11 protein-coding genes are annotated in these 12,829 nt (G+C 37.9%); 8 read left to right on the plus strand and 3 right to left on the minus strand.

The features are described 5' to 3' along the window. Nucleotides 1–17: 17 nt before the first annotated feature. The 6 genes from EGS71_RS07565 (at nt 18) to EGS71_RS07590 (ending at nt 7,256) form a co-directional block, all read left to right on the plus strand. Nucleotides 18–1,460, plus strand: coding sequence for a cryptochrome/photolyase family protein (locus EGS71_RS07565; protein ID WP_000063721.1), 1,443 nt, complete (start codon nt 18–20; stop codon nt 1,458–1,460). A 194-nt stretch (nt 1,461–1,654) separates the two neighbouring features. Next, complete coding sequence (locus EGS71_RS07570; RefSeq protein WP_001186260.1) at nt 1,655–2,395, plus strand: hypothetical protein; 741 nt, start codon at nt 1,655–1,657, stop codon at nt 2,393–2,395. After that, nucleotides 2,395–3,291, plus strand: coding sequence for a hypothetical protein (locus tag EGS71_RS07575; RefSeq protein WP_000067482.1), 897 nt, complete (start codon nt 2,395–2,397; stop codon nt 3,289–3,291). Before EGS71_RS07570 ends, EGS71_RS07575 begins: the two co-directional genes overlap by 1 nt. Next, nucleotides 3,278–4,528, plus strand: coding sequence for a glycosyltransferase family 2 protein (locus EGS71_RS07580; protein ID WP_000035257.1), 1,251 nt, complete (start codon nt 3,278–3,280; stop codon nt 4,526–4,528). The genes EGS71_RS07575 and EGS71_RS07580 overlap by 14 nt, the downstream gene beginning before the upstream one ends. Further along, a complete protein-coding gene (locus EGS71_RS07585; RefSeq protein WP_000750591.1) occupies nt 4,529–6,373 on the plus strand; it encodes a hypothetical protein in 1,845 nt (614 codons plus the stop codon). Beyond that, entirely contained in the window at nt 6,351–7,256 is a 906-nt protein-coding gene (locus EGS71_RS07590) for a hypothetical protein (RefSeq protein ID WP_000744230.1), read from the plus strand. The genes EGS71_RS07585 and EGS71_RS07590 overlap by 23 nt, the downstream gene beginning before the upstream one ends. Nucleotides 7,257–7,263: 7 nt before the next feature. Here the strand turns inward: EGS71_RS07590 and wecB are convergent, their stop codons facing one another. Next, nucleotides 7,264–8,400 (minus strand): non-hydrolyzing UDP-N-acetylglucosamine 2-epimerase, encoded by a 1,137-nt coding sequence (gene wecB / locus EGS71_RS07595; RefSeq protein ID WP_000718050.1) that lies wholly within the window; start codon nt 8,398–8,400, stop codon nt 7,264–7,266. A 2-nt stretch (nt 8,401–8,402) separates the two neighbouring features. Next, nucleotides 8,403–9,623, minus strand: a complete 1,221-nt coding sequence (locus EGS71_RS07600; RefSeq protein WP_002015683.1) for a tetratricopeptide repeat protein — start codon at nt 9,621–9,623, stop codon at nt 8,403–8,405. A gap of 252 nt (nt 9,624–9,875) precedes the next feature. Here EGS71_RS07600 and EGS71_RS07605 point away from each other — a divergent pair, with 252 nt between their 5' ends. After that, entirely contained in the window at nt 9,876–10,577 is a 702-nt protein-coding gene (locus EGS71_RS07605; RefSeq protein ID WP_000885362.1) for a VIT1/CCC1 transporter family protein, read from the plus strand. Between the two features lie 110 nt (nt 10,578–10,687). Then, a complete protein-coding gene (locus tag EGS71_RS07610) occupies nt 10,688–11,734 on the plus strand; it encodes an NAD(P)H-dependent flavin oxidoreductase (RefSeq protein WP_000055200.1) in 1,047 nt (348 codons plus the stop codon). A 43-nt stretch (nt 11,735–11,777) separates the two neighbouring features. Here EGS71_RS07610 and dusB read toward each other — a convergent pair whose 3' ends face one another. Beyond that, the gene (dusB, locus tag EGS71_RS07615) at nt 11,778–12,803 is read right to left on the minus strand and encodes a tRNA dihydrouridine synthase DusB (RefSeq protein WP_002009782.1); all 1,026 of its coding nucleotides are present in this window, start codon (nt 12,801–12,803) and stop codon (nt 11,778–11,780) included. Nucleotides 12,804–12,829: the final 26 nt, after the last annotated feature.

The raw sequence follows: 12,829 nt of genomic DNA on the forward strand, positions 1-12,829 counted from the left end.
TATTTTTAGGGACTTGCATGTCAAATGCTTATCAGCTCATTTGGTTTCGCCAAGATTTGCGTATACATGATCATGCAGCTTTATGGCACGCCAGCCAGCAAGGACCTTCCCTCGGTTTAGTCATCTTATCGCCAGAGCAATGGAAACAACACGCCGATGCTCCAATAAAAATAAGTTTTTATTTACGACAACTCAGAACGCTTCAGAAAGAGTTAGCAGCAATTCATATTCCACTAGTTATTCAAGTCATTCCCTATTGGAAAGAGATCGCAAACTTTATTTCTGATTTCAGCAAGAAATATAATATTGAAAACGTGTATGCCAATATCGAAATAGGCGTAAATGAATTAAAAAGAGATAAAACGGTACAAGACTATTTAAATCGGCATGGCAAAGAACTATTTTTATTCCATGACCGTACTATTTTTCCTTTACGTTCAATCCGTAACCAATCACAACAACCATATCAAGTATTTAGTGCATTCAAAAAAGCCTGTTATACAAAGCTCGACACAAGCGGTTTACCTCAATGTTATCCGGTCCCTAATAAACAAAATGAAGTACCACTAGATTTTTTACAGGGGGAAAATATTGATTTAGACGAAATTGAAAAGCTATTTTGCTCATCTCTCTCAAAAGAACAGCAAGATTTATGGCCTGTTGGCGAACAATACGCATTAGAACAATTAGATCAATTTATTGAAGAATCGGTTTGTCATTATAAACTCGAGCGCGATTTTCCTCATATACAAGGTACAAGTAAGCTTTCGCCTTATTTAAATATTGGTATTTTATCTATTCGACAGTGTTTACAAGCACTCTTTCGTAATCAACATGGCAACTTTCACTTAGTCAATGAGGGCCAACAAACATGGTTAGACGAACTTCTTTGGAGAGAGTTCTACCAACATATTTTATTTGATTTTCCGCATGTTTCTAAACACATCCCGTTTAAGAAAGATAGTCAGAAGATTAAATGGAACCATAATCCAGAACATTTAACCGCATGGCAAACGGGTCAAACCGGTATTCCTATTGTTGATGCCGGGATGCGACAACTTTTACAAACAGGCTGGATGCATAATCGAGTACGTATGATTACGGCCATGTTTTTATGTAAAAATCTTTTGATTGATTGGCGCATTGGTGAACAATGGTTTATGCAACATTTAATTGATGGTGACCTCGCCGCAAATAATGGCGGTTGGCAATGGTGTGCCTCAACAGGAACAGATGCCGTACCTTATTTTCGGATTTTCAACCCAATTGCTCAATCAAAGAAGTTTGATCCGGAGGGTGAATATATTCGCCAATGGGTGAAAGAATTGGCTCATTTGGACAATAAAACGATTCATGAACCCTACTCAAGCAAAACCGATCTTGGTTTAAATTATCCAAAACCCATAGTAGATTTAAAAGAAACACGCCTTAAAGCAATTGAAACTTTCAAGAATATTTAGATAACAATTGAGTCTGCTCTGTTTATTTTTGATGAAAAATTAATAACAAGGTTTGACTATACAGTGGCTTTAATCTACAAATAAACATAATAGATACCTAAAAAGGACAGAAACAACAACTACTTCGCAAATCAACACCTTTCATTATAAAAGTATAAAAAAATTAACATTACAAAAAAGGTAGCATAGGCCACATGCAACAAAAACACCCCGGTAGAACACTCATCTTATGGATTATCGCAGCTCATCTATTTATGGGAATGGTTGCATATGAGTGGCTGCCTGTGAGTTTTAGAGGAAGTTGGATTTTTATTCTTCTTCTTTTAATTTCAGGTGCTTTTTTAGAAGTCGGTTTGTCTTTAATTGTAGGTTTAGTCGCTTTTATTGGGGTTGCCGTATACTTTTTACTCGACTTAGGCGCACAAACACATATTGAACGTCAGTTACTTTTACTATTCATTATTCCCCTAATTCCGCTCTTTCTAAGTGCTGTACGCCACAATATTGAAATTAATGTACAGAAATATCGTGATATTCAAAGCTATGACCGAAACTATCGCCGCGATATTTTCCCGCTCAGTGCTTTAAAATACTTTCAGCGTAGTTTTTTTAAATTACTTGATCACCATAATGTACAAGATTATGAAGTATTCGAAATCCGAATTCTTAATCGCAGTCTGATTAAAGAAATGTTAGGCGATGATGTCTGGAAAACAACTCAAAATGAAATGATTAAAATTTTGAGCCAACATGAACCCAACGAGATTGTTTTCCAGTTTGCAGATGATGATCTGGAAAATATTTACAGTATTATGATTCGCCAGCAGAAAACAGAAGAAGACCCTGTATTCTTAAAAAAATTAAAAGAAATTACGACCTTGCGTCTTGAGGAGGAATACAAAATTGTTCCTCTTCCACCCGAGGAGATGAGCTAATGTCTAATCTTCTTAATATTTGTGGAATTGTAATCGCCTCTAGCCAATATCCAGATGCCACATTACAACAATTCTATCGACAATATTATCATTGCGAAATTAAAGCTGAGCAAATAAAAGCCGAGGTTCAAAGTCCTAGTGATCTTTCCATGTTTTTCCCTTACCAAGATACATGGTGGCCTGTCTTTACAATTGATCAGATTAGCTCTGAAAGTTTCCAAAAGTTTATCCATAACGGAATTAGACCCGGCATTATCTTGCCAGACGAAGTATTTAGTTTTCCTCACTATTTCTTGTTAAAAGAAGCAGTAAGCCAAGGTGCTATTCCTATTGTGCTTTTTAAAACTGAACAACCTCAATATTTTGCCGCAAAAGCAACTTTTTCGACCGCTATTGGTTTACGCCCAATGGCTGCTTTTGTGAGTACGGGATGGGATGAAAATTTAATTTCTCAACCAGCAGGTAGTTATATTATCCAGCTAAATTCAGCAAATTTACCATTACCCTCAAGAGAAGTCAGACAAGGCCAACATTTATTTTACTCGGCCAAGGGTTTTAACGGTCATGTTTCAGGTTATGAAATTATTATTAATCCCCCTGCCGATTTACCCCTATCTAATATTCGATATCCTCAACTCGGCATTTCTTGGAACTTTAATAATATTGATTATGAGAGTACTCCTGAACATATAAGTACGAATCTTATAGGTTATATATTTATTGTTTTAAGCATTGTTGTTGTTCCACTTGACCTGATTTTAACAACGACGTATCCGGATCTACTCGGCACATTTGGTAGCTATATTTCATGGATCTCCTTAGTGGTCGGGGCAATTTTATTATTGCTGCTCATCTCTTCTATTATTAGGAGGGTCCGTAAAAATGGCTCCAATTGATATCCTGTTTTTATTTGGCTTTTTAGGTATTTGGATTCCACAAGCATTTTGGGCATGGTTAAGCTATCAAGCGTGGAAGTATTCCAAAACGGCTGAAAAAGAGCTGCAAAACTTACCAATACCAGAAAGATGGCCAGTCTTAAGTGTTTTGATCCCTGCTTATAATGAAGGCGTTGTGATTGAGGACACTTTGCATGCCATTGCTCAACAGGACTATCCGGCAGAGTCTTATGAAGTCTTACTGATCAATGATGGCTCCAAAGACAACACCCTTGAAATCGCAGAAAACCTCGCAAAAATTTATCCTTGCATAAAAATTGTCAATGTACCCAAAGGTATGGGTGGTAAAGGTAAATCAAGAACGCTTAATAATGGTCTTCCCCATGCCAAAGGTGAGTTAATTGTTGTTTACGACGCCGATAGTACCCCTGAACCCGATTGCGTCCGATTACTTGCCCAAACCTTGTTAGCCGATAAAAAGCTAGTCGCGGTAAATGGCAAAGTCAGAACCCGTAACTGGCAAGATAGTATTTTGACTCGTTTTATTGCGATTGAATTCATCTTTTTCCAATGGATCTTTCAAGGTGGACGCTGGCAACGTTTTGAACTATCAACATTAATGGGAACAAATTATGTCATCTGGCGCGATGCTCTAGAGACTTTGGGCGGTTTTGATGAAAAATCGCTAGTCGATGATACAGAAATGAGTTTTCGAATTTTTATCGGACAAAAACGAATTAAATGGGTTCCCTATGCAATCGGTTGGCAACAGGATCCTCCTTCATTAAGCGTATTCGTTAAACAGCGCTCACGCTGGACTCAAGGTAATTTTTATGTAACACGCAAATATTTACCTGTAGCACTGAGAACCCCATTCCCAATCGGGATTGAAATTCTAAATAACATTATGTGCTATATCCTTTTTGTACCGGCTTTATTCTGGAGTCATATTACCTTAACGCTTGGCTTACTTGATATTGCAGGTATTTCAGTTCCTGGTCCATTTACACTATTGTGGGGACTCTCATTTTGTCTCTATGTAGCACAAATGTGGTTTACGCTTTCTTTAGAAAAAGTTAAACCAGAACTCTATTTTTATTCTGTCTTATCTTACGTAAGTTACTCACAAATCTTCTTATTTATTGTGTTTAAAGCCGCATTCGACATGCTAAAAAATAAAATACAGGGCAACTCCCTTCAATGGTACAAAACGGAACGTAGCAAGGAGAAAAAATAAATGAAAAAGACTTTTGATCTTTACCAAACAGCTCAAGTGCTCCTTGCCAGCACCAGTTTTTTGCTTGCCATGTCTACTCATGCTTATACATGGAAACTCGACGATATTAGTACCTCGACTAAATATACAGTCGAGCCTCACTTTTTCTATATTGGAAAAGGTGCTGAATGGCAAAACATTCAGTTTTCGAGTGACTACTCAACTGAAAATGACACAACAGTACTCGTCAAATATGACGACAAGCTCATTTATAACACTACGCTTAATGGTGATGGCCAATTCAAATTTAATATTCCTGCCAGTCAGAGTGGTTTTCACCGTTTAGATTTTATTATTCAACAATATGCAAAACCAACGACGCTTAACCAAACAAAAGAAACATTCTGTACAGAAGATATTGATCACTTAACTTATTTGAGTAATTCCCAACTCGACTTTACGCCTATTCGAAATGAGTACCGTTTAAAAGATCTACCGGACGCTTTATTTAACCCTCAGGCTAGACGACCTACACCTTTTGTCGGAATCTTAAAATATAACCGTAAAGAAATTACCGAAGCCTCTATGTTGGCCCGATTAGTAAGTTCGTGGAGTTCTGTAACGCCAATTGAATGGGTTGATTCAGGCCAAACCAATCTAAATCCTGAAACGAACTTTATTATTGAAGTGATTCGTTCGGCAAGCCCACTCAAAGGAGGAGCCTTAGTACAAATTGCTAAACCGGCTGAAGGTGTACCGACGCTATCTATTACTTATCACACTCCACAAGAGCTTACCGCTGCCATTAACGGGCTAATTAATCCAACTTATGTGCAACAGCTTGATACGGGTAGCGCTATTTTTCCAACTACAATCTCAGCACCAGCTTGGGCGCAATTTAAAAAAATTGATACGCTTGCAGATCTAGGTATTCAGGATTTTCGACTAAATCATGCCGAAAAGAATTTATTTCTTGATTTTCCGGCAGTATGGCAACCTACTGATATTCTGCAAGGGCAAATCGCACTTCGTATTCAAAGTGGACTATTACAAGGTTCAAATATTACAGCATGGATTGATGGAGGACTTGCAGGAAGTATGAAAACGGCGGATCTCGCATCCGACCCTGTAAACCGACAGTTCAACATCTTTGCCAAGGAAATTTCAAATACAACCAACTTTAGCTTGAAACTTGAAAACTCGGTTATTGCCAATTCTCAATGTTTACCCAATGCTCACGGCTCACTTTGGGTTGATACCGCCAAATCAACGGTAAAACTTCCCCATAAACTTAAAAATGGTGTTGCTGCTCTTTCAATGACCTTAGCCACCAAGCCAACGATTGCAATTGATGACCAATCAGGGGCATTAAATATTGCCATTATTTTAGGACAAGTCGCTAAAAACATGCTGCTGACACAGGCACCAATGCCAGTGAACCTAGTACGCTTCTCTCCGACTTCCCCACAAGCAGTGAATGTGAGAGTGAACAAAGAGATTTATCAGCAACAAGTCTTAATGCATCAAAATATTATTTATGCACCCGCAGCAGCGAATGGCTTTATCGTAAGTTATAACAATAACCGCTTCGATGTAATTACAGACTCTGAAAACGGTGCACAAACCTTTATGCATTTATGGGGAAAAATACAGCATAAAATCCCAAATAATGTGACTAAAATGCTGGTTTCTGAAAACGGCAATATTTATGTTCTTCAAAAATTAATTGTGGGTAATCAAAAAGCGCCATTAGTTCAGCAATCATCATTCTTTTTATTAGTTGTGATTATCTCTGCAATTATGATAATAGTGATCTTCTTGTGGTATTGGTTACGACGTAATAATGAAAAAACAGATACCAATTAAAATAACTGCTTTTATTATTTTAATTATATGTAGTGTAGTGGGTTATGCGGGGTTGTTCAAAAATCATGGGCAACCTCCCATTATTGAGGGTATCTTCTGGCAACCTGACAATGATACTACTCCTCCTAAAGGAAACTGGCATTACTTAGGAATAAATACTTTTGTTCCTCAATGGTCAGTCGTTGAATCTAAATCTTGGTGGAAAAACTCCAATCTTCCTCAATGGGAAAAAGCCGTTGATTTACAAAAAATTAAACAGCAACCTTGGGCTAAAAATCTTATATTGGGGTTAGCAGGTGAATATAATGAACATGAAGCGCGTGCTAATGTCGTTGCTTTGGGAGAAAAATCTGCACAAATTATTCAAGAACAAAATGATGCATCTTTAAAAGGCTATTATTTTCCAGTAGAAGCCGACCCAACATGGCTAAGAGTAAGTACCTTAGGACATGTTTTGGAAAAATTACCCTCACCTATTTGGGTTAGTGTTTATAGTGGTGAAAGTGAACCCGAAAACTACGATTTATGGGTTAAAAGCTGGCTTCCTCAACAAGCAGGCGTTTTTTTCCAAGATGGTGTAGGTGTCGGAGTACGAACTCCCGAACAAGCTAGACGTATTTTAGATCAACTTGAACAGACACTTGGAAAAGATAAAACGGTTATTGTTTTAGAAGCATTTCGAACCAAGAAAAATGGTCAATTCCGTGCAGCCTATCCTTGGGAAATTATCTCTCAAATTAAGGCGTATGAAGGGAAAAAAATTTATATTTTTGATGGCCCCCACTATATGGGCCGATGGTCCGTTTATATTGTCGGTCTATGGTATCGACTCGTTTATGGCAGCACACCCGCCACCATAAACGAACCCAAAAACTCAAAATAAATGATCTCTAGTTATAAGTTCTGGCAATTTCATCTAATATTCGCTGGGCAGCACGTCCATCACCAAACGGATTTTCAACATGAGCCATTTTTTGGTAATGCTGCGAATCCGTTAAAAGTTTCTCAGCCTCTTCAATAATTTTCTGCTGATTTGTTCCAACTAATACCCCTGCTCCCACCTCTACCACTTCAGGGCGTTCAGTCGTGTCTCTTAAAATTAAGACAGGCTTATTAAATGATGGGCTTTCTTCTTGTAAACCACCAGAGTCCGTTAAAATAAAGGTGGAGCGGTCGATAATGGCCAATAAACTCGGATAATCGAGTGGCTTCACAAGATGAATTTGAGCATGATTTTTAAACTTATCGTGCACTACATTATGTACAGCAGGATTTAAATGTACAGGCCAAATAAAATGTAAATCAGGATGATGTTTTGCTAAATACTCAACAGCATTACAAATATTCTGAATTCCTTCGCCAAAATTCTCACGGCGGTGAGCAGTTATAAGTACAACTTTATCATTTTGTTTTAATTCAATTCCGTAAGGCTCAAGTTGATTTTTCAAACCCGTCTTTTCAGCTATGAGTTTCCTTCCTAAATACACAGCATCGACTACCGTATTCCCTGTCACTGTAATCAATGAAGGTGGAATCTGCTCATTTAACAAGTTACGCTTTGATTGTTCTGTAGGGGCAAAATGCCATTTGGTAATACGAGAAACTAACTGGCGGTTGCCTTCTTCAGGAAATGGATGATCTAAATCATAAGAACGTAAACCCGCTTCGACATGGGCAACAGGAATCTTCATTGAAAATGCAACTAGCCCAGCAGCTAACACGGTTGTAGTATCACCTTGAATAACAATTGCATCTCTTTTTTGACCATCTGTATAGATATTTTCAAGTTGCGTTAAGCCATGAATTAAAAGCTGATTCAGGCTTTGTCCAGCATTCATAATTTTAAGACGATGATCAATTTCAACCCCAAAGAAATCTATCGCATCTCGAACTAATTCATCATGTTGTCCTGTAAAAATAACTTCTACCTGAAATCGTGCATCTTGTTTTGCTAATAAAATTACCGGAGCCAACTTTATGAGCTCTGGACGAGTACCAAATACAATTGAAATAAAAATTTTCTTCATTATTAGAAATCCTTATAAAAAACAAGTTCTACACGAGTATTGTTGTAATGATCTTTTGTATTAACCGGTACGTCTTTAAAATAATTGCCATATAGACGTTCAACCCGTAGTTTTATCGGTTGATAATTAAAAGGCTGCCATGAAATGCCTGGGCCATATTCAAATAAATTATTGTAATATTCATCTTCGCTATCCGCTAAGCCATGCAATTTCACATAAGCCTGCACAGACCCACTCTCACCCTTATAGAGATTTAAACCTGTGCGTAAGCGTAAGTCCCCAATAACGTTATAGTCCTCTCTCGAATAAGTCGCGACATTGCCATATAAGTCAGTAAAATAATTATCTAAACAAAGTGAATGATCGCAGTTTGATTGTGAATACCATTCTTGATAACCCGTTACACCGCCCACAACACTCTCACGAAATCGCTTTCTATTTCTATCAATCAAGTCATAACTTCCACCAACTTCGACATAGGCTCGCACAGGAATGGAAGTCCACGGTTGATAATTTGCCCCTAACCCTAAAGTGGCTGCATTTTCATCAATAATTTCAGGTCGGACCCCACCTTGTGATTGAGTATCGCGGTTTAAATTAAGAAAGGCATATACTTGGGCTCGCCCGTTATCGATGTTTTTGCCATACCTCATTTTTAAAGGAAAAATAACATCGTCATAACGTGACTCATAAGACGGTGCAAAATAAATATCTTTAAAATATGGTTTAACTTCTCCCCCACTTAAATTTTTAACTGCCTGAGTTGCTTTAGCAGCAATTTCAGGGTCTGAAGAGGAACTTAACTCTTTAAATAAAACCAATGCTTCACGATCTTTCTTCTGCTGATTCAGCAAATAAGCTTCTTGTAATTTTAAGGTGTCATCTTGAGGAGCTAAATTTCTTGCTTGTCTTAAGCTTTGTAAAGCTTCTTCCCTTTTTTCAAGCCGAATCTGTAAATAAGTAAGACTTTTCCAGACTTTAATATCGGTTGGTGTCAGTTTACTAAGCTCAACTAATATTTTTTCTGCTTCTTGCGGTTGAGACTGTTCAATTTTATAAAATCTATCCCATTTATCATAAATAGGGTTACCGGGCTTATATGCAGGGTCGACTTGCTCTTGTGCATAAACTGAGCTTATACCGGTCATTCCCAAAGTAGAGATCGCTGCTCCCATCAATAATATTGAATGTGTTATAGAGTTTATTGTTTTGATATTTTTCATTTTCACCTCTACAGTAAATTAGACTTATTAGGGAGGGCAAGTCTTTGGAATGATCAATAAATATTATAATTAAAAATAATAAGTTACATCGTTAAGTTAGGTTAAGGATGTTTTAAAATAATTGTTTAATCTCCATTTTTATTATTGATCTATTCTGTCTTATCCCTAAATTTCCTATAATAATGACATATTTTTTGAACAATAAATTGTAAAATTTCATAGTATTTATAAAACATTAATAAGGAAAAACACATGGCTTTTCCACATCATACAGAGCATCATGCCATTCAGCGCTCAGGTTGGCTAAGAGCCTCAGTATTAGGCGCTAATGATGGCATTATTTCAGTGACTAGCTTAATTATGGGGATGGCTGCAAGTGGGGCAAGCTCACATACTCTATTTATCACTTGTGTTGCTGGACTCATTTCAGGCGCAACCTCAATGGCTGCCGGAGAATATATTTCGGTTAAATCTCAAGAAGATATTGAAAAATCAGATTTAGCTATTGAGGCAAAAGAATTAAATAAATACCCTCAAAAAGAATTGGATGAATTAACTCAAATCTATATTTCTAGGGGACTTTCAAAAGAACTAGCAAAGGAGGTGGCTATTCAGCTTACGACTCATGATGCTTTGGGTGCACATGCCCGAGATGAAATCGGTATTCATGAAAATACGGCGGCAAACCCAATTCAAGCAGCACTCTCCTCAGCAGCTTCATTTTCATTTGGGGCATTTTTCCCCATGCTTGCCATTTTGTTTAGCCCAGAGCATTTAATTATGCCAAGTGTCCTTATTACAGGTATCGCGGCATTAGCAATTTTAGGTGCCCTTTCGAGTTATTTTGCAGGTACGTCTAAAATCAAAGGTAGTTTACGTATTACCTTATGGGGTATTTTAGCGATGGCTTTTTCAAGCTGGATTGGTTCCTTATTTAATGTCACTCCTTTATAAGAGAGTTTTTTAAATAAGACTCTTAATATTTAAAAATTAAATAGCCAATATTATTTGCTCTTCATTCTATTTTCACGTTATGGTGAAGAGAAAGAATTGAGGTGAATAAAATGAGCCTATTACAACAACTTGCAATCAAACATCCAATTTTTCTGGCTCCTATGGCGGGCGTCTCTACTCCTGAATTAGCAGCCGAGGTTTCAAATCAAGGAGGCCTTGGATCATTAGGCTTAGGAGCAAACACACCGCAAAGTGCACGTGAACAAATTTTAAAAACTCAAGCGCTCACGGAAAACCCATTTCAAGTTAATTTTTTCTGTCATCGATCGACTGAGCTTAATGTAGAAAAAGCAAAACAATGGCTTGAGTACCTACGTCCTCATTTTGAAAAATTCGGTGCTCAACCGCCCCAAGAATTACACTGTATCTATTCAAGTTTTTTAGACAATGATGATTTTTTAAATATTGTTTTAGAAACTAAGCCGAAAGCAGTAAGTTTTCACTTTGGTATTCCGCATCCGCATCAAATTAAAGCTTTAAAAGAGGCTGGTATTTTGACTATGGTTTCGGCAACTAATTTGATCGAAGCTCAAGCTATTGAGGCAGCGGGTATCGATATTATTATTGCCCAAGGGATTGAGGCAGGCGGACATAGAGGGATTTTCAACCAAACTTTTGATGGGGCAATTAAAACTAGTGACTTGGTTCAACTAATTGTGCAGCACTGTACACTTCCGGTTGTCGCCGCAGGTGGCATAATGACTGGCTTACAAGCCAAACATATGTTGGGCTTAGGCGCAGCCGCAGTCCAATTAGGGACAGCATTTGTTCAATGCCAAACTTCAAATGCTTCTGCTGAATATCGTAAAGCCCTATTTAGTAAACCTGTAACACAGATTAGTGCCAGTCTTTCTGGGCGTCCTGCTCGAGGGATACTCAACCATTGGCATACAAAAATTGATTCACCTACTCGCCCTGTACAACCTGAATATCCTTATACCTATGATTTAGCAAAGCAACTAAATGCTCTTGCAAGCAAACACCACGATTACGGTTTTGGTGCTTTTTGGGCAGGAAGTAACGTTGCACAAATACGTGAACTTGAAGCACCTGATCTGGTTAATCAACTGGTCGTTGAAATGCTAGACAATGAATAGGTAAAAATTCCAAGCAACCAGTCTCTGTACTGGTTGCTTTATTTTAGTGAGTTTCTAATAAATTAACCTGTTCAACCTGAACATCGCTCATCAAATTACCTTCAGCGAGCAATTGATTAAAATAACTCTCAACAACTAAAGCTTGTTCGGCAGTCGTTTCAACTTTATACATATTTTGTCGAAACTCATTACTTGAGCGTAAACCTTTGGTGTACCAAGCAATATGCTTACGGGCAATACGACAACCAGAGTATTCACCATAAAACTGATATAACTCAGACAAATGCCCTAAAAGCACTTCTTTAACTTCTTCAATATTCGGAGCAGCAAGGTGTTCACCAGTTTTTAAGTAATGGGCAATTTCACGAAAAATCCACGGTCGACCTTGTGCAGCCCGCCCAATCATAATTGCATCTGCCCCAGTATAGTCCAGTACATATTTTGCTTTTTCAGGACTATCAATATCACCATTAGCAATCACAGGAATATGGATTAATTCTTTAACATGCTTAATCAATTCATAACGGGCGGTATTTAAATACATATCTTCACGCGTACGGCCGTGTAGTGCTAATGCAGCGATGCCAGCCTCTTCGGCACGCTTAGCCACCCGTAGAATATTCTCTTGGCCATTTAAAAATCCCAAACGGGTTTTTAAAGTTACCGGAACATCAACTGCTGCAACGACTGCATCTAATATTCGAGCTACCAAATCTTCGTCTTGTAATAACGCTGAACCCGCTAATTTATTACATACTTTCTTTGCAGGACATCCCATATTGATATCAACAATTTGCGCGCCATTTGCGACTTGGTAACGAGCCGCTTCAGCCAACTGTTCCGGATCGGAACCAGCAATCTGTGCAGAAATTGGAGCTAACTCTCCATCAAAATTAGCACGATAAAGACTTTTTTTAGTCATACGTAAAGTCTTGTCAGCAGTCATCATTTCACTGACTGCATGACCCGCACCGAAATACTTGCACAGTGCTCTAAATGGACGGTCAGTTACACCGGCCATAGGGGCAACAATTAAATTATTTGACAGTTGATAGGGACCAATATACATATATATTCATACAATTGATGATCGGC

It is taken from the genome of Acinetobacter sp. FDAARGOS_559 (genome assembly GCF_003940475.1).
Classification (GTDB): domain Bacteria; phylum Pseudomonadota; class Gammaproteobacteria; order Pseudomonadales; family Moraxellaceae; genus Acinetobacter; species Acinetobacter baumannii.

Bases quoted from the DNA above. Each gene is read 5' to 3' on its own strand.
- EGS71_RS07580 (WP_000035257.1), top strand. From the start codon at position 3,278: ATGGCTCCAATTGATATCCTGTTTTTATTTGGCTTTTTAGGTATTTGG.
- EGS71_RS07585 (WP_000750591.1), top strand. From the start codon at position 4,529: ATGAAAAAGACTTTTGATCTTTACCAAACAGCTCAAGTGCTCCTTGCC.
- EGS71_RS07570 (WP_001186260.1), top strand. From the start codon at position 1,655: ATGCAACAAAAACACCCCGGTAGAACACTCATCTTATGGATTATCGCA.
- EGS71_RS07565 (WP_000063721.1), top strand. From the start codon at position 18: ATGTCAAATGCTTATCAGCTCATTTGGTTTCGCCAAGATTTGCGTATA.
- EGS71_RS07575 (WP_000067482.1), top strand. From the start codon at position 2,395: ATGTCTAATCTTCTTAATATTTGTGGAATTGTAATCGCCTCTAGCCAA.
- wecB (WP_000718050.1), bottom strand. From the start codon at position 8,400: ATGAAGAAAATTTTTATTTCAATTGTATTTGGTACTCGTCCAGAGCTC.
- EGS71_RS07610 (WP_000055200.1), top strand. From the start codon at position 10,688: ATGAGCCTATTACAACAACTTGCAATCAAACATCCAATTTTTCTGGCT.
- EGS71_RS07605 (WP_000885362.1), top strand. From the start codon at position 9,876: ATGGCTTTTCCACATCATACAGAGCATCATGCCATTCAGCGCTCAGGT.
- EGS71_RS07600 (WP_002015683.1), bottom strand. From the start codon at position 9,623: ATGAAAAATATCAAAACAATAAACTCTATAACACATTCAATATTATTG.
- EGS71_RS07590 (WP_000744230.1), top strand. From the start codon at position 6,351: ATGAAAAAACAGATACCAATTAAAATAACTGCTTTTATTATTTTAATT.
- dusB (WP_002009782.1), bottom strand. From the start codon at position 12,803: ATGTATATTGGTCCCTATCAACTGTCAAATAATTTAATTGTTGCCCCT.